The 20,259-nt window shown below is 69.9% G+C and carries 20 protein-coding genes; 4 read left to right on the top strand and 16 right to left on the bottom strand.

The features are described from left to right. Positions 1 to 161: 161 nt before the first annotated feature. From ACWGKJ_RS33625 to ACWGKJ_RS33590, 8 genes are all read right to left on the bottom strand, one after another. Positions 162 to 458 carry a DUF4229 domain-containing protein gene (locus ACWGKJ_RS33625; protein ID WP_385028414.1) on the bottom strand — a complete coding sequence of 99 codons (297 nt, stop codon included), beginning with the start codon at positions 456 to 458 and terminating at the stop codon, positions 162 to 164. Positions 459 to 627: 169 nt separating this feature from the next. Beyond that, the gene (locus tag ACWGKJ_RS33620; protein WP_385028411.1) at positions 628 to 1,152 is read right to left on the bottom strand and encodes a GNAT family N-acetyltransferase; all 525 of its coding nucleotides are present in this window, start codon (positions 1,150 to 1,152) and stop codon (positions 628 to 630) included. A gap of 79 nt (positions 1,153 to 1,231) precedes the next feature. Then, positions 1,232 to 2,410: an aminofutalosine synthase MqnE gene (gene mqnE, locus ACWGKJ_RS33615; RefSeq protein ID WP_385028408.1), complete on the bottom strand. Its 1,179-nt coding sequence runs from the start codon at positions 2,408 to 2,410 to the stop codon at positions 1,232 to 1,234. 138 nt (positions 2,411 to 2,548) lie between these two features. After that, the gene (locus ACWGKJ_RS33610) at positions 2,549 to 3,004 is read right to left on the bottom strand and encodes an Lrp/AsnC family transcriptional regulator (protein ID WP_385028423.1); all 456 of its coding nucleotides are present in this window, start codon (positions 3,002 to 3,004) and stop codon (positions 2,549 to 2,551) included. Between the two features lie 120 nt (positions 3,005 to 3,124). Next, positions 3,125 to 3,838, bottom strand: coding sequence for a UbiX family flavin prenyltransferase (locus ACWGKJ_RS33605; protein ID WP_385028405.1), 714 nt, complete (start codon positions 3,836 to 3,838; stop codon positions 3,125 to 3,127). A 50-nt stretch (positions 3,839 to 3,888) separates the two neighbouring features. Beyond that, complete coding sequence (locus tag ACWGKJ_RS33600; protein WP_385028402.1) at positions 3,889 to 4,452, bottom strand: Uma2 family endonuclease; 564 nt, start codon at positions 4,450 to 4,452, stop codon at positions 3,889 to 3,891. 44 nt (positions 4,453 to 4,496) lie between these two features. After that, on the bottom strand, positions 4,497 to 5,399 hold the full coding sequence (gene mqnP, locus ACWGKJ_RS33595) for a menaquinone biosynthesis prenyltransferase MqnP (protein WP_385028399.1): 903 nt from the start codon (positions 5,397 to 5,399) through the stop codon (positions 4,497 to 4,499). After that, on the bottom strand, positions 5,396 to 6,853 hold the full coding sequence (locus ACWGKJ_RS33590) for a menaquinone biosynthesis decarboxylase (protein WP_385028396.1): 1,458 nt from the start codon (positions 6,851 to 6,853) through the stop codon (positions 5,396 to 5,398). The genes mqnP and ACWGKJ_RS33590 overlap by 4 nt, the downstream gene beginning before the upstream one ends. 167 nt (positions 6,854 to 7,020) lie before the next feature. Between ACWGKJ_RS33590 and ACWGKJ_RS33585 the strand changes: the two genes are divergently transcribed. The 4 genes from ACWGKJ_RS33585 (at position 7,021) to ACWGKJ_RS33570 (ending at position 11,745) form a co-directional block, all read left to right on the top strand. Further along, complete coding sequence (locus ACWGKJ_RS33585) at positions 7,021 to 7,413, top strand: PLDc N-terminal domain-containing protein (RefSeq protein ID WP_385028393.1); 393 nt, start codon at positions 7,021 to 7,023, stop codon at positions 7,411 to 7,413. A 71-nt stretch (positions 7,414 to 7,484) separates the two neighbouring features. Continuing rightward, on the top strand, positions 7,485 to 7,952 hold the full coding sequence (locus ACWGKJ_RS33580; protein WP_385028390.1) for a nucleoside deaminase: 468 nt from the start codon (positions 7,485 to 7,487) through the stop codon (positions 7,950 to 7,952). 125 nt (positions 7,953 to 8,077) lie between these two features. Beyond that, positions 8,078 to 10,171 carry a hypothetical protein gene (locus ACWGKJ_RS33575; protein WP_385028387.1) on the top strand — a complete coding sequence of 698 codons (2,094 nt, stop codon included), beginning with the start codon at positions 8,078 to 8,080 and terminating at the stop codon, positions 10,169 to 10,171. After that, positions 10,168 to 11,745: a type 1 periplasmic-binding domain-containing protein gene (locus ACWGKJ_RS33570; RefSeq protein WP_385028384.1), complete on the top strand. Its 1,578-nt coding sequence runs from the start codon at positions 10,168 to 10,170 to the stop codon at positions 11,743 to 11,745. Before ACWGKJ_RS33575 ends, ACWGKJ_RS33570 begins: the two co-directional genes overlap by 4 nt. On the opposite strand, the gene ACWGKJ_RS33565 is transcribed toward ACWGKJ_RS33570, so the two are convergent. From ACWGKJ_RS33565 to hemL, 8 genes are all read right to left on the bottom strand, one after another. After that, a complete protein-coding gene (locus ACWGKJ_RS33565; protein WP_385028381.1) occupies positions 11,715 to 12,359 on the bottom strand; it encodes an SRPBCC family protein in 645 nt (214 codons plus the stop codon). The two genes, ACWGKJ_RS33570 and ACWGKJ_RS33565, sit on opposite strands and share 31 nt — an antisense overlap. Before the next feature lie 122 nt (positions 12,360 to 12,481). Continuing rightward, positions 12,482 to 13,558, bottom strand: coding sequence for a c-type cytochrome biogenesis protein CcsB (gene ccsB, locus ACWGKJ_RS33560; protein ID WP_385028378.1), 1,077 nt, complete (start codon positions 13,556 to 13,558; stop codon positions 12,482 to 12,484). Next, complete coding sequence (gene resB, locus ACWGKJ_RS33555; RefSeq protein ID WP_385028375.1) at positions 13,555 to 15,333, bottom strand: cytochrome c biogenesis protein ResB; 1,779 nt, start codon at positions 15,331 to 15,333, stop codon at positions 13,555 to 13,557. The genes ccsB and resB overlap by 4 nt, the downstream gene beginning before the upstream one ends. A gap of 7 nt (positions 15,334 to 15,340) precedes the next feature. Beyond that, positions 15,341 to 16,114 carry a cytochrome c biogenesis CcdA family protein gene (locus tag ACWGKJ_RS33550; RefSeq protein WP_385028372.1) on the bottom strand — a complete coding sequence of 258 codons (774 nt, stop codon included), beginning with the start codon at positions 16,112 to 16,114 and terminating at the stop codon, positions 15,341 to 15,343. A gap of 4 nt (positions 16,115 to 16,118) precedes the next feature. Beyond that, entirely contained in the window at positions 16,119 to 16,739 is a 621-nt protein-coding gene (locus tag ACWGKJ_RS33545; protein WP_385028369.1) for a TlpA family protein disulfide reductase, read from the bottom strand. Between the two features lie 67 nt (positions 16,740 to 16,806). Then, entirely contained in the window at positions 16,807 to 18,042 is a 1,236-nt protein-coding gene (locus ACWGKJ_RS33540) for a polysaccharide deacetylase family protein (protein WP_385028420.1), read from the bottom strand. A gap of 105 nt (positions 18,043 to 18,147) precedes the next feature. Then, on the bottom strand, positions 18,148 to 18,861 hold the full coding sequence (locus tag ACWGKJ_RS33535) for a histidine phosphatase family protein (protein WP_385028366.1): 714 nt from the start codon (positions 18,859 to 18,861) through the stop codon (positions 18,148 to 18,150). Then, positions 18,858 to 20,180, bottom strand: a complete 1,323-nt coding sequence (gene hemL, locus ACWGKJ_RS33530) for a glutamate-1-semialdehyde 2,1-aminomutase (protein WP_385028363.1) — start codon at positions 20,178 to 20,180, stop codon at positions 18,858 to 18,860. The genes ACWGKJ_RS33535 and hemL overlap by 4 nt, the downstream gene beginning before the upstream one ends. Positions 20,181 to 20,259 lie beyond the last annotated feature (79 nt).

Below are 20,259 nucleotides of genomic sequence, written 5' to 3'. Positions count from 1 at the left end.
CCGGAGCAGCTCGCTCCGGCCCGGGGTTCCCGGTCTGTGTGACGTAACTTACGGCGCCTGCCCACGCCTTGGGACAGGCGGCTGACAGGCGGCTGGGGACAGCGGCGGGGGCCTTCGGGGTGCGAGCCCAGCGGACGGCCCCGGACGGCGCCGGACGGTGCCTAGTGGGTGAGGCCGTCCTCCTGCGTGCGGTGGGCCTCCAGCCTGACCTTGGTCTGCTCGACCTTGTTGATCAGCTGCTCGGACATCTTGTCGCGCTGCTTGCGCAGCAGGACGAAGCTGAGCGGTGCGGAGATGACCAGCGCCAGCAGGATCGTCCAGATGAAGTTGGAGCCGCCGAGGCCCTTGGGGACGATGCCGAAGTGGACGAGGACCGCGCAGAAGACCAGGGACACCATGAAGATGACGATCCGCATCGCGGTGTAGCGAATGGTGGCACCCGGGTTGGCTACAGACACGACTGGGGCCTCTCTCTTCGTTCCGGCGGCAGCTGATCCTGCCGATCCCTGCCGATCCTGCCCGACAAGTGAAGCACGCCCCACTTGCGATCACTCCGGCCGGGTAGGGGTCGGGCGCGGCGGGGCGTGCATCGGGCGGGGCGGGGTCGGAGCGTCGGGCGCACCGGGATCAGAGCAGCGGCAGGTACATCATGATGTCGTCGCGGTCGTCACCGGGGGCGACACGGATCGCGTCCGGCACCCGGCCGACCTCCTTGTAGCCGCAGGACTCGTAGAAGCGGTCCACTCCGATGCCGCCCCGGCAGGTGAGCCGGATGCCCTCGATCCCTTCGAGGCTGCGGGCGGCGTCCGCCGCCGCGCTCATCAGGTCGCGTCCGTACCCCTTGCCCTGGTGGGAGGGGTGGACCATCACCGTGTAGAGCCAGATCCAGTGGCGCATCAGGCGGTGGGTGTTGAGGGTGAGGAACGCGGTGGCGGCGACCGTGCCGCTCGCGTCCCGGCCGACGAGCAGCCGGGTGCGGCCCTCGGTCATCGCGGTCAGGTGCTTGATCAGTTCCGGGCGGATGTCGTCGGGCGTGACCGGGGGTACGAAGCCGACCGCGCCGTCGGCGTTCGAGACATCCGTCCAGAGCCCGACCACTCCGTCCCGCAGCGTGGCGTCCATCCGCGGGTCCAGTTCAAACGTGAGGCTCATACGTCCAGCGTAGGAAAGCACGGAACCCCGGCCGTGGCCGGGGTTCCGTCGCGGGAGCGGGCGGGGCGGGGCGCCCGGCTCAGAAGCGCATCGGCTGCGGGGCGTCGCGGCGGGCCGGGTCCGGTCCGTCGAACTCGCGGACGATCTCGTACTGCGTGTTGCGCTCGACCGGGCGGAAGCCCGCGTCCCGGATGAGCTCCAGCAGGTCCTCACGGCCGAGCTTGTTCGGCGTGCCGTAGTTGTCGGCGTCGTGGGTGATCTTGTACTCGACCACCGAGCCGTCCATGTCGTCGGCGCCGTGCTGCAGCGCGAGCTGCGAGGTCTGGACGCCGTGCATGGGCCAGAAGACCTTGACGTGCGGGACGTTGTCGAAGAGCAGCCGGGAGACCGCGAAGGTCTTCAGCGACTCGGCGCCGGTCGCCATCGTGGTCCGCACCTGGAGCTTGTTGCGGATCTTGCCGTCCTTCATGTCCACGAAGTCGTGCTGGTAGCGCAGCGGGATGAAGACCTGGAAGCCGCCGGTCTCGTCCTGGAGTTCACGCAGCCGCAGGACGTGGTCGACGCGGTGGCGCGGCTCCTCGATGTGGCCGTACAGCATCGTCGCCGGGGTCTTCAGACCCTTCTCGTGGGCGAGGCGGTGGATGCGCGACCAGTCCTCCCAGTGGGTGGCGTGGTCGACGATGTGCTGCCGGACCTCCCAGTCGAAGATCTCGGCGCCGCCGCCGGTCAGCGATTCGAGACCGGCCTCGATCAGCTCGTCCAGGATCTCCGACGCGGAGAGCCCGGAGATCGTCTCGAAGTGGTGGATCTCGGTGGCGGTGAACGCCTTGAGGGCGACCTGCGGAAGGGCTTCCTTCAGCGCGCTGAGCGAGCGCGGGTAGTACCGCCAGGGCAGCGTCGGGTGCAGGCCGTTGACGATGTGCAGCTCGGTGAGGTTGTCGCCCTCCATCGCCTTGGCGAGGCGGACGGCCTCCTCGATGCGCATCGTGTACGCGTCCTTCTCGCCCGGCTTGCGCTGGAACGAGCAGTAGGCGCACGACGCGGTGCACACATTGGTCATGTTGAGGTGCCGGTTGACGTTGAAGTGGACCACGTCGCCGTTCTTGCGCGTACGCACCTCGTGGGCGAGGCCGCCGAGCCAGGCCAGGTCGTCCGTCTCGTAGAGCGCGACGCCGTCCTCGCGGGTCAGCCGCTCACCGGCCCGGACCTTTGCCTCGATCTCGCGCTTGAGGCCTACATCGTTGATCGACGCAGTCATGTGCGGCCGCCTCCCATATGCGTACGTAAACAACCAGCCAACCGTACTCCCCCGCCGGAACGGCGCCGGGACCCGGCTGGCACCCGGTGCCGGGGCCGGGGCCCGGTCCTGGGGTCGGCCCGGACCGGAGACCCCGGGTCAGCTCGGCTCGGGCAGCTCTCCGACGCGGTTCTCCCACTTGGTGGAGAGCACGACCGTGGTGCGGGTGCGGGAGACGCCCCGGGTGCCGCTGAGCCTGCGGATGGTGCGCTCCAGGCCGTCCACGTCGCCGACCCTGACCTTGAGCATGTACGAGTCGTCGCCCGCGATGAACCAGGCGTCCTCGATCTCGGCCAGGTCCTTGAGCCGGTGGGCGACGTCCTCGTGGTCGGCGGCGTCCGAGAGCGAGATGCCGATGAGGGCGGTCACCCCGAGGCCGAGGGACTTGGCGTCGACGGTGGCGCGGTAGCCGGTGATCACACCGGCCGCCTCAAGACGGTTGATGCGGTCGGTGACGCTGGGCCCGGAGAGTCCGACGAGCCGGCCCAGCTCGGCGTAGGAGGCCCTGCCGTTCTCCCGCAGCGCCTGAATGAGCTGCCTGTCCACCGCGTCCATACTGTTGAAGCCTTCCATTGTTCAGCAATATCGCGAGTCTACGTCTGGAATCTAAGGCACACAGGGAAAACACCCTGCGAATCTCCACTCAGTGGCGAGAGGCGGCAGAGCGCCGACGGACTAATCCGAGCCGTCCTCACGGGAGCCGCCGAGCTTGCCCTCCCAGCGGCGGTAAAGCGTGTGCGCCACCCCCGCCGCGTCGAGCGCCCGGCCGGCGACGAAGTCCACCAGGTCCTGGATGTGGGTCGCCCCCGCGTAGAACGCCGGGGAGGCGGGCAGCACCACGGCGCCCGCCTCGTCCAGGGTCACCAGATGGCGCAGCGTCTGGCCGTTGAGCGGGGTCTCCCGTACGGCGACCACCAGCGGGCGCCGCTCCTTGAGCGTCACGCTCGCCGCCCGCTGGAGCAGGTCCTTGGAGAGCCCGAGCGCGACGCCCGCCACACAGGCGGTGGACGCCGGGACGACAATCATGCCCTTGACCGGGTACGAACCGGAGGAAGGACCGGCGGCCAGATCCCCGGCGGCCCAGTGCCGTACGGCTCCGGTCCCCTCCGCGAAGAGGGCCGGGTCCACCGCGAAGGTGTCCGGCTTCCCGTCCGCGCCCCTGGCCAGCCAGGCCCGCAGGTCCTGTTGCCAGTGCCCGTCGCGGAAGGCGATCCCGGTCTCGTCGAGCAGGGTCAGCCGGGACGACCTGCTGACCACCAGATCCACGGCCTCACCCGCGTCGAGCAGCCCGCGGAGCACGGCCGCCGCGTAGGGCGTACCGGACGCCCCTGAGACCCCGACGATCCACGGCCGCCGCGGCTGCTGACTGTGTACCTTCACGTGCGCCACGTGTCCGAGCCTATCCGGGGCGGCCCGGCCGGCCGGAGACGGGAGGCGGGTCAGGTGTGCTTGGGGTCCACCGGGAGCGCGCCGGTGTCGACGGTGAGGCGGCCGAGCGGGGTCCGTACCGTCACCGCCTCGCCGTACGGGATGATGTCCCGGCCGATATAGCCGTCCGGGCCCGGGTTCCAGAGCGTCACGCAGTGCGCCTTGTACGGATCGAAGATCAGGTAGTTGGCAATGCCCCGCCCGGCGTAGGCCCTGTCCTTGACCTCGTAGTCGTTGCGCACGCTGCTCGGTGAGACGACTTCGACGGCCACTTCGATCAGGTCGGGTGAGTAGGAACCGCGGTTCTCGTCGACCTCGGCCTGGGGGATCACCGCGATGTCCGGGCAGAACTCGTTGTCGGCGTCGAAAGGGAAAATAACGTCGCTGACGAATCCCCATTTCTCCGGCACCTGGGTCTCCAGCGCATTCCACACACGCCGGATCGTCTTGGCGTGGAATGCCGGCACCGGACTCATCACGATGTTGCCCTCGACGATCTCCGTCCGGTAGCCCGGGAACATGTCCTCGAACCGGATGAGCCGCGAGTGCAGGCGTTCGGTCTCCGAAAGCGTCACGTCGGCCTCCCCGTCCCCGCATCCGATGCCAGGTCGCACCGTACTCAGACCGTCAGGCCCCGCACCAGCAGATCTATCAAGGCGCACACGAACAGGGCGATCCCGATGAAGCCGTTGACCGAGAAGAAGGCGCGGTTCAGCCGGGAGAGGTCGTGCGGCTTCACGACGTTGTGCTCGTAGACGAAGGCCACCGCGACGATCACCAGGCCGGCCCAGAAGAACGCCCCGGCGTCCGTCGCCACCGCGTACCAGACGAGGAGCGCGGTCGTCACCGCGTGGCAGGCGCGGGCGCCGTGCAGGGCGGCCGGGATGCCGAAGCGGGCGGGGACCGACTTCACCCCGTGGGCGCGGTCCGCCTTGACGTCCTGGCAGCCGAAGATCAGGTCGAAGCCGCCGATCCAGATACCCACGGCCAGGCCGAGGATGACCGCGTCCCAGGACCACTCGCCGGTGATCGCCAGCCAGGCGCCGACCGGGCCGATGGCCTGGGCCAGACCGAGGATCGCGTGCGGGAAGTTGGTGAAGCGCTTCCCGTACGGATAGACCACCATCGGGATGACCGCGATGGGCGCCAGTGCCAGGCAGAGCGGGTTCAGCGCGGCGGCCGCGCCCAGGAAGACGACGACCGCGACCAGCGCGCCCGTCCAGGCCGACCTCACGGAGACCGCGCCGGTGACCAGTTCGCGCGACGCGGTGCGCGGGTTACGGGCGTCGATCTCCCGGTCGATGATGCGGTTGCAGGCCATCGCGAAGGTGCGCAGCCCCACCATCGCGACGGTCACCAGGAGCAGCCGCCCCCAGTGGATGTTGCCGTCAAGGCGGTACATCGCGGTCAGTGCGGCGATGTACGCGAAGGGCAGCGCGAAGACCGAGTGCTCGATCATCACCAGGCGCAGGAACGCCTTGGTCCTGCCCGGCTGCGGCAGCGCGGCGGCGGATGCGCTCACAGGCCGTACTCCTTCCAGCGCTTGGTCACCCGGTCGGCGACCGCGGGGTCGGACCGCACCATCTCGGGCCACCCGCCGTCCCGGGTGTAGCCCTCCTCGGGCCACTTCCGGGTGGCGTCGATACCGGCTTTGCCACCCCAGAACTGCTGGTAGGAGGCGTGGTCGAGATGGTCGACCGGGCCTTCGGCGACGGTCAGGTCACGTGCGTAGTCCGTGTTGCCGAGGGCCCGCCAGGACACCTCGTGCAGATCGTGCACATCGCAGTCGGCGTCCACCACGACGATCAGTTTGGTGAGCGACATCATGTGGGCGCCCCAGACGGCGTGCATCACCTTCTGGGCGTGCTTCGGGTACTTCTTGTCGATCGAGACGATCGCGCAGTTGTGGAAGCCGCCCGACTCGGGCAGGTGGTAGTCCACGATGTCCGGGATGATGATCTTGAGCAGCGGCAGGAAGAAGCGTTCCGTCGCGCGGCCCAGCGGGCCGTCCTCGGTCGGCGGGCGGCCGACGACGATCGACTGGAGCAGCGGACGGCGGCGCATCGTGACGCAGTCGATCGTCAGTGCGGGGAACGGTTCCTGCGGGGTGTAGAAGCCGGTGTGGTCGCCGAACGGCCCCTCGGGCAGCGTCTCGCCGGGCTCCAGCCACCCCTCCAGGACGACTTCCGCCTGCGCGGGCACCTGGAGCGGGACCGTCCGGCAGTCGACCATCTCGATCCGCTTGCCCTGGACGAAGCCGGCGAAGAGGTACTCGTCGATGTCCTCGGGGAGCGGCGCAGTCGAGGCGTACGTCACCGCGGGCGGCGCGCCGAAGGCGATGGCGACGGGCAGCCGCTCGCCCCTGCGCTCGGCCACCGCGTAGTGGTTGCGGCTGTCCTTGTGGATCTGCCAGTGCATCCCGATGGTGCGCTTGTCGTGGCGCTGCAGCCGGTAGAGCCCGAGGTTGCGGACGCCGGTCTCCGGGTGCTTGGTGTGGGTGAGCCCCAGATTGAAGAAGGAGCCGCCGTCCTCGGGCCAGGTGAAGAGCGCGGGCAGCCGGTCGAGGTCCACGTCGTCGCCGGTGAGGACCACCTCCTGCACGGGGGCGGCCTCGGGCTTCACCTTCTTCGGCGGTACGTGGACCATCGAGCCCAGCTTGCCGAAGGCCTCCCGTACGCCGACGAAACCCTGCGGCAGCTCGGGCTTGAGCAGTCCGCCGATCCGGTCGCTGATCTCGTCGTACGAGCTGAGGCCGAGGGCCTTGAGCAGCCGGCGGTCGGTGCCGAACACATTCATCGCCAGGGGCATCGACGCGCCCTTGACGTTCTCGAAGAGGAGGGCGGGGCCGCCCGCCTTGTTGACGCGGTCGACGATCTCCCCGACCTCCAGATGGGGGTCGACCTCGACCTTGATGCGCTTGAGGTCGCCGTCGCGCTCCAGCGCCCTGAGCAGCGAGCGAAGATCGTCGTAAGCCATGCGGTCCAGTCTGTCATCCCCGGCGGTGCGGCCGGTCCCCACCACCGGTCCGCGCCAGGGGCCTGCCGCTCGCGCCCCAGCGGCTGGCTGTACCGGACCGCTACCCTGTGGCCGTCATCGGGACGTTGCGGACGTCTCGCAGCCTTCCCCTGGGGGATCGTTCGGCCATGCTCAGGTATCTGCCCTTTCTGCTGGTCCTGGCGGTGTGGATCTACGCCTTCATCGACTGCCTGAACACGCCCGAGGAGGAGGTCCGCGGTCTGCCCAAGGTCATCTGGGTCCTGATCATCCTGCTCTTCGGCGAGGTGCTGGTCGGCCCGGTCGCCTGGATCGTGGCGGGCCGCAACCGGCGGGGACCCGCCGGAGCGGGCCCGGCGGGCGGCGGACGGCGGCGCGACGGGCGGGCCGGCTGGACGGCGCCCGACGACAATCCGGAGTTCCTCGACAGCCTGCGCGCGGAGCACCGCACGGACGAGTCGCTGCTCAAGGACTGGGAGGCGGACCTGCGCCGCCGCGAGAACGAGCTGCGCCGCCGTGAGAGCGGCGAGGACGCGAACTGAACGGAACGCGGCCAACGGACGGGCAGTTGAACGGCCGGGGCCGGGCGGTGGAAGAGAGAACGGGGCGCTCCATGGATGAGACAGGGCCGGACCGCGAAGAGGCGCGGCGGTGGCTGGCCACGGCGGTGGCCGAGGCGCGGGCCGGGCTCGCCGAGGGCGGTATCCCGATCGGGGCCGCGCTGTACGGGGCGGACGGGGCGCTGCTCGGGCGCGGGCACAACCGGCGCGTCCAGGACGGCGATCCGTCGACCCACGCGGAGACCTCCGCCTTCCGGGCCGCGGGGCGGCAGCGGTCGTACCGGGGTACGACCATGGTCACCACCCTCTCCCCCTGCTGGTACTGCAGCGGTCTGGTCCGGCAGTTCGGGATCTCCCGGCTGGTGGTCGGTGAGGCCGCCACCTTCCACGGGGGCCACGACTGGCTCGCGGAGCACGGGGTGGAGGTGCTCGTCCTCGACGACGCCGAATGCACCGCGCTGATGCGGGAGTTCATCGCCCGGAACCCGGCGCTCTGGAACGAGGACATCGGCGAGGAGTGACACCGGCAGAAGGTGAGGGGAGCCCTCCGCTTCCGGCCCGCCGAAAGCCCATGCCCATCCCAACCCTCCCTCGGTAAGCTGATGTTGACGCAGTGAAAGCTGCGCCCTTCGGCGTGGGAGGTGCTGTGGACAGGGAGTTGTACGCACGGGGCGGTCTCCTCCACGGTCTCGCGCCACGGCTCGTAGGTCTGCCGCCGCACGGATTCCAGCAGACACCCGTCGAGGCGTTCGGGGGCCGCCGTGACGACCTGCCGGTGGTCGTCCTCACCGGTGGACGCGGCATGGGCAAGACCGTCGTACTCAAACAGCTCCGCACCAACTACCGCGGCCGCACCCCCGTCGCCCTCATCGACTGCGAGCACCCGGACTTCGCCGCGCTGCCCTCGGGGCACCGGCGCGCCCCCTTCTGGTCGCCGGTCACCGAGGCGCTCTCGGTGCTCGGGGAGCAGCTCGGACCGGCCGTGCGGGGCGCGGGCGCCATCGAGTTCCCGCGGCTGGCCGCCGGTCTGGTGGCCATCGCCTCCACCGGGTGGGACCCGAACAACAGCCAGCAGGTGCACGACGAGGCGCTGCGGCTCGGGATGCTCGTCGAGTCGGGGGCACGGCTCAAAGGTCTGGGCAAGGGCTGGCTCGTCAAGATCACGGCGAAGTTCGCCGCACTGTGGACGGGTGCGCCGCCCGGCCTCGACGTCATCGTGGAGACCACCGTCGAGTCGCTGCTCGAAGACCTCTTCGACCGGGGCCAGCGCGCCGCGGCCAACTGGTACGGCGACTACCCGGGCGCCGGCGGCCAGGCCAAACGCGGGCTGAACCTGCTCGCCCTGCAGTTCCACCGCCAGCGCGACAGCGACGCCCGCGCGCTCGCCGAGCGCCATCTCGTGGGCGCGCTCCGCGCCGATCTGCGCGCCGCCTACCAGGGGATGGGGCGGCTGCGCCGGGTCGGCAGGCCGCTGGTGCTGCTCGACAACGTCCAGGCACCGCTGGGCCGCAGGCTCCTGGAGCCGGTGCTGCGCGACCGGGCGGCGGGCCACCTCGACCAGGTCGTCTTCATGGCCACGCTGCGCGGGCACGACCATCCGGCGCTGCACTCGGCCGAGCGGTGTCTGCTGCCCGAGGTCACCCACGCCACGCCCTGGACCCGGGGCACCGAGGTCGCGTCGGGCGCGCTCACCGTACAGCTGACGGAGCTGGCCCCCGAGCATGTGAGCCAGCTCCTCGACCGCGAGGACCCGGGGATGCTGACCCCGCCGCTGTTGGCCCGCTCCGTCCACCGGCTGACCGGCGGGCGCCCGCTCGGGGCGGCCCTGCTGACGAAGGCCGCGGGGCAGGCCGCCCAGCTGGCCGGGCCCACCGTGCCGGTCGACAGCGGGCTCGACGACCTCACCCCCGGCGCGCTGCTCTCGCTGCCGGTGGCGCTGCGCGAGGACGAGCCGGGCCGCCCGACCGCGACCGAGCTGCTCCAGCAGCTGGTCCCGCCGGCCAGGCTCGACCGGCTCGCGGTGCTGGCCGCTGCGCACAGCACGGCCGACGCCGAAGTGCTCGCCGCCGCCCGGCTCGACCACGACGGCGGCCGGGCCGGTGTGCTGCCGATGCGCGATCTGCTGGCCGAGGAGTGCTGGCCGGAGGCGCCCGGCCACTTCGTCGGCGACCCGTTCCTGCGCGCCCTGCTGCTGCACCGGCTGCGCCACCCCACCGGGGAGGCGGCGTCGGCCTCCGGACTCTGGCGCGAGGTCCAGGAGACGATGCGCGACCTCTGCGCGGACCGGGCCCCGCTCCGCCTCCACCACGAGCTGGCGCTCGGCGACACCGGGGGCGCCGTCGCGCATCTGCGGGACACCTTCCGCGAGGCCGACGCCGCCGCCTGGCTCGACGAGCTGCGCTTCATCGCGTCGGCGCCGTACTTCGCGGAGCACGACGTACGGCGCGCGGTGGCGCTGGGGCGGACCGACTCCGAGCAGCGGCCGCCGGAGGGCACCGACCGCGTGTTCCATCTGCGGATCCGCCGGCTGCTGCACTGCGTCTGGCAGTTGACCGATCTGCTGGCCCTGCCGGACGAGGGGCTCACGGAGAAGATGGGCGACGAGCTGGCCCAGCTCTCGGCGCTGCATCCGACCGGCAACGAAGTGCTCTGGCACGCCTCCAGGACCTGGCCGACGGCCGTCCGGGAGTGGCGGAGCCCGGACCGTACCGCTAGCGACCCAGGGGGCGTCACGCCGTGAGCAACAGGTTCCGCGAGTTCTTCTGGTACACGGGTCTGCGGCGCATCCTCACCTCGGTGGTGGTCCTGGTCCTGCTCGCCGGTGCGGGCATCGCCGCGTACGCCCTCTACACCCCGGACCTGCACTGCGCGAAGGGCGTCGACCGCCCCGAGCAGGGGGCGGAGTGCATAGGTGTCAACGGCGACGGTTACGACTTCGGGCGGCCGGCCCTGCGCGAGGTGGCGCAGGCCATCGCCCGGGAGAACAGGACGCTCAAGAAGGGCCAGTACGCGACGGTGGCCCTGCTGCTGCCGCTGACCTCGACGGACAGCGACATGGCGAACAAGGTGCTGCACGAGGCGCAGGGCGCGTTCGTCGAGCAGTACCGCGCCAACCACGACGACAACGACCAGGTGCCGAAGATCCGGCTGGTCCTCGCCAACACCGGTGTCGGCAGCGCCCAGTGGGCCCCCACGGTGCACGAGCTCAAAGGCATGACCGGCGCCCCCGACCATCTGCGCGCCGTCTCCGGGGTGGCGACCAGCAGCGACGACACGCGCGACGCGGTGAAGGAGCTGACCGACAGTCATATCCCGGTGATCGGCACCACCATCACGGCCGACGACATCTCCAACGGCCCCAAGGGCATCCCCTACCCGGGGCTCGCCCGGGTCTCGCCGACCAACAAGGACGAGGCCGACGCGCTGAAGAACTTCGCCGACATCGACCCGAAGAAGACGCTCCTGGTGCGCGACACCCACCCCGGCGACCACTACACGGAGACGCTGCGGGCCGCCTTCAACGGCATGCTGGCGGGCGCGCCGTACGAGGACCGGGTGTACACCTCGCCGCCCGACCAGTCCGAGGACGGCTCGACGGCGAACACGTTCGCGCAGATCACCGACGCGATCTGCTCGGCCCGCCAGGTGAACACGATCCTCTTCGCCGGGCGCCACACCCAGCTGCGGCAGTTCGTGAACGCGCTGGGCAACCGGATCTGCGTACGGACGAAGTTCACCATCCTCACCGGTGACGAGGGTTCGTACCTGGGCTACGACACCAAGCTCAACAAGCAGGCGCTGAAGCCGAAGAAGGGCGCCGAGCCGGTCATCGTCCAGTACGCGGCGCTGGCCCACCCGGGCTCCTGGGTCAAGGCGACCGACCCCGGTATGCCCGCGACCGGCGGCAGCCCGGCCGACTACGCGGCCTTCACCCGGGCGGTCGCCACGGCTTCGGGCAAGGGCGTCGGGCCGATCGGTCCGATCGACGACGCCTCGCTCGCGGACGGCCAGGCGATCATCGCGTACGACGGGATGGCGACCGCGGTCACCGGGATCCGCCGGGCCAGGGCGAGCAGCAGCACCCTGCCGGACATCGAGGACGTCGGCGCCGTCTGGTCGAAGCTGCAGGGGCCGCTGCGGGTGAACGGCGCGAGCGGCTGGATCTGCCTGGACAACTACGGCAACCCGTACGACAAGGCCGTGGCCATCGTGCAGCTGACGCAGACCGGGACCCAGGAGTTCGTGAAGCTGGCCTGGCCTGCGAAGACGAAGAAGCCGCCGGCTCAGGAGTGCCTGCCGCCGCGCGGCCGGTAGGCGGCCCGCAGCTCCTGGCGCCGCTCGGGGTTCCCGGCGGGCGCGGCCGGCCTGTCGGGTCCATCCGGTCCATCCGGTCCGCCTGATCCGCCTGATCCGTCCGGTCCGTCCGGTCCGTCCGCCGGGAGGCCGGGGCGGCCCGCGAGCGCGTCGTGCAGCAGCTCGAAGTGCTCGTGCCAGCAGGCCAGCGCCTCGGGGCAGCGGGCTTCGGGGCCGGTGAACTCGTGGGTGAAGCGCACCACGGTCGCCTCGGCCCCGACGGACTCCAGATGGAACCGGATCCGGCCGTGCCCGGCGAAGGTGTACTCGACGACCTGCTCACCGTCCCAGGCGGTGACCGTCCCGGCGGCCTGCTCCGGTACGCCGGTCCCGGTGGCCGCGTCCGGTACGCCGGTCCCGGTGGCCGCGTCCGGTACGCCGGGGCCGCGCAGGGTGATCCGGCCGCCGAGCCGCGACTCGAAGACGTCGGCGGCGGCGAGCCACTGCCGCAGCCCCACCGGGGTGGCCACCTCGCCCCACACCCGGGCCGCCGCGTACGGCAGGTAAAGGGCGAACCGCAGGGTGTGGGTGTCCCCGTGGCTGGTGCTCGTGCCGTGTGCGATCGCCTCGGTCATGGTTCAAGCCTCGCCCCGGGAAGGGGGTTCCACACCGGAAGAGGGCCGGTTCACCGACGTGTGTCGGGAACCGGCCCTCTTCCGGTGGCTGCCGGAAACAGCCGCTGTCGGACCAGTCGCTGTCAGACTCCGGCGTAGGAGTGCATACCGTTGATGAAGATGTTCACGCCGTAGTAGTTCCAGATCCAGCAGGCGAAGGCGAAGAGCGCCAGATAGGCGGCCTTGCGGCCCTTCCAGCCCGCCGTGGCGCGGGCGTGCAGATAGCAGGCGTAGACGACCCAGGTGATGAACGACCAGGTCTCCTTGGGGTCCCAGCCCCAGTAGGTGCCCCAGGCGTCACCGGCCCAGATGGCGCCCGCGATGATCGTGAACGTCCAGAGCGGGAAGACCGCGGCGTTGATCCGGTACGCGAACTTGTCCAGCGAGGCGGCCGACGGCAGCCGCGAGAGCACCGAGTCGGCGAACGCGCCCGGCTTACCGCCACGGGCGATCTTGGCCTCGTAGTGGTCCCGGAAGAGGTAGAGCGCGGTGCCGACGAAGCCCATGTAGAACATGGCGCCGCAGATGATCGCCGTCGAGACGTGGATCCACAGCCAGTACGAGTGCAGCGCGGGGACGAGCTGGTCGCTCTTGGTGTAGAGGACCGTGGTGGCGACACCGAGGTCGAGCAGGACCGTGGTGACGAGGGCGAGCCCCAGCCAGCGGACGTTCTTCTTGACGACGAGCAGGATCAGGTACGCGGCGACCGCCACCGATGAGAAGGTGATCGAGAACTCGTACATGTTGCCCCACGGCGCCCGCTGCACCGACATGGCGCGGGCCACCACCCCGCCGGCCTCCACGAGGAAGCCGAGGACGGTCAGCGAGATCGCCATCCGCCCGTACAGGTCGCCCTTCTCGCTGCCGCCCGCGGCGCCGGGGCCGTCCGGGACGTCGCGGGAACCGGCCGCGGACCTGGTGACGACCTTCGGCCGTTCCAGTACGGCGGTGCCGCCGCCCTGCTTCTTGACCTGCACCGCGGGGGCGGCGGCCGTGGCCGAGGTCAGTGCGGCCGCCGTACGGCCCACCTTGCTGCGGGCGCCGAAGGTCCACTCCGCGATGTGCGCGAAGAAGGCCAGGGTGTAGACGGCCATCGACGAATAGATGAGCACATTGCTGATGTGCGCCAGGTTCTCATTGGTTGCGGCGGCGAGATTCACTTCTCGGCCCCTTCGGGTGTCTCTGCGGATGCAGCGGAGTCAGGCGCCGACGGCGCCACTGAATGGAGCGTTGCGGCCAGATCGGCCAGCTCCTCGGGGAGCTTCGCGGATTCGCTCCGGCCGAGACCGGCCATCTCCACGACGGTCACGCCGTCCTCTCCCCGTACGGCACGGACCCAGATCCGGCGGCGCTGGATGAACAGCGATCCGGCGAGGCCCGCGATGGCCGCCAGCGCGCCGACCAGCGCGAAGCCGTTGCCGGGCTGGTGCGAGATCTTGAAGCTGGCCCACTGCTTGACGCCGAGGAACTGGATCGAGCCCTCGCCGTTCGGCAGCTTCATCGTCTCGCCCGGCAGCAGCAGCTTGGCGAGCTTCTTGCCCTTGCTGTCCTTGTACTGCTTCATATGGTCCGAGTTGAGCTGGTACACGCTCTGCGGCAGCCCCGAGTTGACCCCGAGGTCGCCGTGGAAGCCGGAGACGGCCATCACCGGGAAGTCGAGCCCCGGGTAGGTGGAGAACATCGTGCCCTTGCCCTTGCCGGCGTAGGTCGGCACGAACATGGTCTGGAAGCCGAGCTGTTCCTTCTTGCCCGCCGCGTTGCGGTAGCCGTCCATCACCTTGATCGCGCCGGTCGACGTGGCGTTGGAGTCGAGGGGCAGCAGCGGCACCGCGTCGCGGTAGATCTCCTTGCCCTTGGCGTCCTTGACGGCGACGACCGGGGCGTAGCCGTGCGAGACCAGGAAGACCTTGGAGCCGTCGACCTCAAGGGGCGTGTTGACCTTGATGACGGCCTTCTTGTCCTTGCCCTGCGGGCCGTCGGAGTAGGTCACATGGGCTTCGTACTTGCGGGGGGTGCCGCGGTTGGGCCCGTTCTTCTCGTACGTCCCGATGAACTTGTCCAGCGTGAAGCTGAACGGCGCGAGATTCTCGGGGTCGAAGAGGGTGCCGGCCTTGAAGTCGTCGTACTGCGTGAGGGTGTTGGAGAAGCCGTCGCCGTCGACGACCAGCTTGCCGCCCTCGGACTTCCACAGCTGGCCGCTGGCGAAGGCGACCAGGAGCACGATCAGGGCGATGTGGAAGAGCAGGTTCCCGGTCTCGCGCAGAAAGCCCTTCTCCGCCGCGACCTCGCCGTCGCGGGGGGAGTGCGCACGGAAGCGGCGCTTCCTGAGCATGGTGAGCGCGGCGTCCCTGACGGCCTCGGGCTCGGACTCAGTACGCCAGGTCGTGTACGCGGGCAGCCGGGTCAGCCGCTTGGGGGCGCCCGGCGGGCGTCCGCGCAGCTGGCCGACGAACTGCCAGGTGCGGGGCACGATGCAGCCGATGAGCGAGATGAACAGCAGGATGTAGATCGCCGAGAACCAGACCGAGCTGTAGACGTGGAACAGTCCCAGCTTGTCGTAGACCGGCGCGAGCACATCGTGCTTGGCCTTGAAGTCGGTGACCTTCAGCTCGTCGATGCTCGTCTGCGGGATCAGTGAGCCGGGGATGGCTCCCAGGGACAGCAGGAGCAGCAGGAGCAGCGCGACCCGCATGGAGGTCAGCTGCCGCCAGAACCAGCGGATCCACCCGATGACACCCATGGCGGGGAGGGTGGAGACCGGGTCTTCCTTCGGCGCGGTGGAGAGCTGCGACCCGGCGGCGCCGAGGTCGGTCTCGCCCGCGCCGCCGGTGGTGTCCGGTTCCGCGCCGTCCGGGCTCCCGGACTCCGGGTCGGCCGCCTCCGGATTCGTGGCGCCCGGATTCATGGCGTCCGTCGTTTCTGTCGTCTTGCTCATGTGGAACTCAGATCCCCACCGTGTAGCCGGATGACCAGACCTGCATCTCCTGGATGATGCGGTCCCAGGCGCCGGTCACGAGCAGCAGTCCGGTCACGATCATCATGATCCCGCCGATGCGCATCACCCAGGCGTAGTGCTTCTTGACCCAGCCGAAGGCGCCGAGCGCCTTGCGGAAGGCCACCGCCGCGAGCACGAACGGCACCCCGAGACCGAGGCAGTACGCGACGGTCAGTATGGCGCCGCGGCCGGCTGTGCCCTGCTGCGAAGCGAGCAGCTCCACGGAGGACAGCGTCGGTCCGAGGCAGGGCGTCCAGCCGATGCCGAAGAGCGCACCGAGCAGCGGGGCCCCGGCCAGGCCGGTCACCGGCCGCTTGTGCAGCCGGAACTCCCGCTGGGTGAGCCAGGGCATCATGCCCATGAAGAAGATCCCGAGCAGGATCATCAGCGCGCCCAGCACCTTGCTGAGGATGCCCTGGTAGGCGAGGAGTTTGCTCCCGAAGAAGCCGAAGAGCGCGCCGCCCGAGACGAACACAGCGGTGAAGCCGAGGACGAACAGCGCCGCCCCGGCCGCCATCCGGCCCCGTCTGGCCTGCGCGAGGTCCGAACCGCTGACCCCGGTGACGTAACTCAGATAGCCGGGGACCAGCGGCAGGACACACGGCGAGAAGAAGGAGATCAGACCGCCCAGTACGGCGATGGGCAGCGCGACCAGCAGGGCACCGTCGTAGACGGTGCCGCCGATGCCGGATTCGGCGGCCAGCGTGACGAGCGCGCTCACCGGATCACTTCTCCGTGATCAGCGGGTCGATCATCTTGCGCAGCGTGTCCTCTTCGACCCCGCCCGCCTTCCGGGCCGCGATCTTCCCTTCGCGGTCGAGCACGACCGTGGAGGGGATCGACTGCGGGTTCAGACTGCCCGCGGGGAAGCGGAGCAGCAGCTTGCCGGTGGGGTCGTAGAGGCTCGGGTACGGGACGCCGTAGTTCTTCTCGAACGCCCTGGCCGGGCCGGTGGACGTGTCACGGGTGTTGATCCCGACGAACTCCACGCCCTTGGCCTTGAGGTCCTTGGAGACCTTGGCCAGGTTCCCGGCCTCGGCGCGGCAGGGCGGGCACCAGGAGCCCCAGACGTTCAGCACGACGATCTTGCCCTTGCCGGCCCGGCCGACATCGAGCGTCCTGCCGTCGACGGTCTTGCCGGAGAGGTCGGGCGCGGTCTGGCGCCCGCCCTTCGCGGCGGTGACAATGCCACTGCTGCTCGTCACATAGCGGGAGCCCTGGGAACTGCTCACCTTGGCGCCGGATCCGCACGCCGACAGAGCGAGCGCGGAGACCGCGACCACTGCGCCCAGCTGGGCGGCGCGGCGGACTTCGGTACGTCGGCGGAGGGGGCGCGTAAGAGCCATGTGAAAAGTTTCGCATGGCCGTTTCCCGGATCTTGGGCACCCCCCTCACTGCCCGGAAAGCCCGATGTCAAGCAGCCTTAAGGAAACTGTTCCAGCCGCCGGCCGGCCGCTGCCCGACTTCGAGGGAGCGGAGCTTGTCGAGCACCGCGGGGTCCTGCACATCGAGCCAGTCGCAGAACTGCCGGAAGGAGACGAGCCGTACGTCGGGACGGCCGGCGATCTTCTTCATCGCTTCCTCGACGGCGTCCATGTAGATACCGCCGTTCCACTCCTCGAAGTGATTGCCGATGTACATGGGGGCACGGTTCGATTCGTACGCCCTCTTGAATCCGGCGAAATACGAATCGGCGGCCTGCTTGCGCCAGTACGCGTAATGCGACGTCATGCCCTTGGTCGAATTCTTCGACTGGTTGGCGAGCATGTTGTAGTCCATCGAGAGCACCTCGAAGGTGTGCCCGGGGAACGGGATCTGCTGGAGCGGGAGGTCCCAGAGCCCACCGCGCTTGACAGGCCAGGTCTGCATGCCGCCGGGCGAGCTGGCGTCGTAGCGCCAGCCGAGCTTCTTCGCCGTCGGGATCAGGTTGTCCTGGCCGAGCAGGCACGGGGCGCGGCTGCCGATGAGTTCCTTGCGGTAGTCGAAAGGCAGCGGCGGCTCATCGTGCCACCCGGTGTTCGTCCGCCATTCGGTGACGAACGAGACGGCCTGGTCGATCTCGCTCTGCCACTGCTCGGGGGTCCAGTGCGCGACCGAGCCCGAAGTGGTGCCGCAGAAATGCCCGTTGAAGTGGGTCCCGATCTCATGGCCGTCGAGCCATGCCTGCCGGGTGTACTTCATGGTCGCCTTGATGTGCTCATCGCTGAGATAACCGATGGCCGAGGCGCCGACCGGGTTGTTCGGCGGCCGGTACAGCTCTTTCTTCGACTCGGGCAGCAGATAGAGCCCGGAGAGGAAGAACGTCATTCCCGCCTGGTGCTCCTTGGCGAGCTTCAGGAATCGCGGGAAAAGGCCGTTTCCGACCTCACCCGCGCCGTCCCAGGAGAAAATCACGAACTGCGGCGGGGTCTGCCCCGGCTCCAGCCTGACCGGCTTGGCCGGCTGGTTCGGCTGGAGGCCGGTATCGGCGGTCGACCCGTCCCCGATCAGATGGACCGGGCCCTTTTTCGGGCTGGCACCGGCACCCTGACTGCCCTTTTCCTTACTGCCGCCCGTGGACTTGCCACCGGAGCCGCAGCCCGCCAGCCCTGCCGCGGCCGCAGCCCCGGCTCCCAGTCCCAGCAGGCCCCTCCTGCTCATGTTGCGCATCGCGTCACCCATCTGTTGCGTCGTCCGGCGGCCCATACAAGCGCGCAACCGGTCAGATGATGGGATTAACGTGACGGTTCCGCCCAACCAGTACGATTTTTCACTCTAGGCGCCGAACGCCTTTGCCTTCCCTTTGGCAGGCTTTGCCCCGGACAGGAGATGGGACGGCACCAGGTCCCTCGCCGGTTCCGTGTAACCGACGGAGACGATCCTGTCCCCCTGGTACGTGAAGGTCGTCAGCGAGGCGAGCGTGCACTGCCGCTTACGGGGGTCGTGCCAGAGGCGCCGCCGCTCCACGAAGCTCCGTACCGTCCAGATCGGCAGCTGGTGGCTGACACAGACCGCCTCGTGGCCGCGCGCGGCGTCCCGCGCGGAGTTCAGCGCGCCCATCATCCGGACGACCTGGTCCACGTACGGCTCGCCCCAGGACGGGCGGAACGGGTTGGTGAGGTACTTCCAGTTCGCCGGCCTGGACAGGGCGCCGTCGCCGACGCCGAACGTCTTGCCCTCGAAGATGTTCGCGGCCTCGACGAGCCGGGGGTCCGTGGCGAGTTCGAGACCGTGCGAGGTGGCGACCGGGGCACCGGTCTCCTGCGCGCGCTCCAGCGGGGACGCCACGACATAGGTGATGTCACGGCCCGCGAGGTGCTCGGCGACCCGGTCGGCCATCTTCCGGCCCAGCTCGGAGAGGTGGTAGCCGGGCCTCCTCCCGTACAGCACGCCCTCGGGGTTGTGCACCTCACCATGGCGCATCAGATGCACGACAGTGATCTCGCTGCTTCTGTCCTTGCTGCTTCTGTCCTTGCTGCTGTCGCTCATGCGGACACCTCGGCGGCGGCTCGGGCGGCGGCGGGCAGGGCGGCGGCGATGCGCTCCACCGCCCGCTCGTCGTGGGCGGTCGATACGAACCAGCACTCGAAGGCCGACGGCGGGAGATAGACACCCTGCGCCAGCATCGAGTGGAAGAAGGGGGTGAAGCGGAAGGCGTCCTGCGCCTTGGCGTCCTCGTAGTTCCGGACAGGGCCGTCGGTGAAGAAGACGGAGAACATATTGCTCGCCGTCTGGATGGTGTGCGCGACACCCTCCTTGCTGAGCGCCGCGGTGACCAGCCCCTGGATCTCCCGGGAGACCGCGTCGATCTTCTCGTACGCGGCGTCGTCGAGCAGCCGCAGCTGCGCGAGCCCGGCGGCGGTGGCGACCGGGTTCCCGGAGAGCGTGCCCGCCTGGTAGACGGGACCGCCGGGCGCCAGACACGCCATGACGTCCGCGCGTCCACCGAACGCGGCGGCCGGGAAGCCGCCGCCCATGACCTTGCCGAAGGTCATGAGGTCGGGCCGGACCCCGTCGACGCCGTACCAGCCGGCCTTCGAGGTACGGAAGCCGGTCATCACCTCGTCCGAGATGTACAGCGCGCCGTCCGCGGCGCAGAGCTCCTTGAGCCCGGCGTTGAACCCGTCGACGGGCGGAACCAGACCCATGTTCCCGGCGGACGCCTCGGTGATGACGCAGGCGATCTCGCCGGGGTGGGCGGCGAAGGCCAGGCGTACGGCGTCCAGGTCGTTGTACGGCAGGACGATGGTGTCGCCGGCCTGGGCGCCGGTCACCCCCGGGGTGTCGGGGAGCCCGAGCGTCGCCACGCCGGACCCGGCGGCGGCCAGCAGCGCGTCCACATGGCCGTGGTAGCAGCCGGCGAACTTCACCACCTTGGCGCGGCCGGTGAAACCGCGGGCGAGCCGGATGGCCGACATGGTCGCCTCGGTGCCCGACGACACCAGACGCACCTGCTCGACGGGCTCGATACGGGCGACGATCTCCTCGGCGAGTGCGACCTCGCCCTCCCCCGGCGTACCGAAGGAGGTGCCGCGCGCGACGGCGGCCTGCACGGCGGCGATGACCTCGGGGTGCGAGTGCCCGAGGATCATCGGGCCCCACGAGCACACGAGGTCGACGTACTCGCGCCCGTCGGCGTCGGTCAGATAGGGGCCAGTACCGGACACCATGAACCGGGGCGAACCGCCCACGGCACCGAAGGCGCGAACCGGGGAGTTCACCCCGCCAGGGGTCACAAGGGACGCGCGGTCGAAGAGCGTCTGCGAAACTGGGGCTTCGTATTCGTACGGATAGCTCACACAAGCCATGGTGTCAGAGGCGCGGACGGTCTTGCGGACAGGTGTTTCACCGCGCATCCGTGGGGGAGGTCTCTGACACGATGATCGG

Source organism: Streptomyces sp. NPDC054757 (assembly GCF_053612185.1).
This window is presented reverse-complemented; position numbering and strand designations above follow the sequence as displayed.

Coding starts and splice junctions, on each gene's coding strand:
- ACWGKJ_RS33535 (WP_385028366.1), bottom strand. CDS start 18,861: ATGAGCGACAGCAGCAAGGACAGAAGCAGCAAGGACAGAAGCAGCGAG.
- ACWGKJ_RS33590 (WP_385028396.1), bottom strand. CDS start 6,853: ATGGCTTACGACGATCTTCGCTCGCTGCTCAGGGCGCTGGAGCGCGAC.
- ACWGKJ_RS33585 (WP_385028393.1), top strand. CDS start 7,021: ATGCTCAGGTATCTGCCCTTTCTGCTGGTCCTGGCGGTGTGGATCTAC.
- hemL (WP_385028363.1), bottom strand. CDS start 20,180: ATGGCTTGTGTGAGCTATCCGTACGAATACGAAGCCCCAGTTTCGCAG.
- ACWGKJ_RS33620 (WP_385028411.1), bottom strand. CDS start 1,152: ATGAGCCTCACGTTTGAACTGGACCCGCGGATGGACGCCACGCTGCGG.
- ACWGKJ_RS33540 (WP_385028420.1), bottom strand. CDS start 18,042: ATGCGCAACATGAGCAGGAGGGGCCTGCTGGGACTGGGAGCCGGGGCT.
- ACWGKJ_RS33580 (WP_385028390.1), top strand. CDS start 7,485: ATGGATGAGACAGGGCCGGACCGCGAAGAGGCGCGGCGGTGGCTGGCC.
- ACWGKJ_RS33545 (WP_385028369.1), bottom strand. CDS start 16,739: ATGGCTCTTACGCGCCCCCTCCGCCGACGTACCGAAGTCCGCCGCGCC.
- resB (WP_385028375.1), bottom strand. CDS start 15,333: ATGAGCAAGACGACAGAAACGACGGACGCCATGAATCCGGGCGCCACG.
- ACWGKJ_RS33565 (WP_385028381.1), bottom strand. CDS start 12,359: ATGACCGAGGCGATCGCACACGGCACGAGCACCAGCCACGGGGACACC.
- ACWGKJ_RS33610 (WP_385028423.1), bottom strand. CDS start 3,004: ATGGACGCGGTGGACAGGCAGCTCATTCAGGCGCTGCGGGAGAACGGC.
- mqnE (WP_385028408.1), bottom strand. CDS start 2,410: ATGACTGCGTCGATCAACGATGTAGGCCTCAAGCGCGAGATCGAGGCA.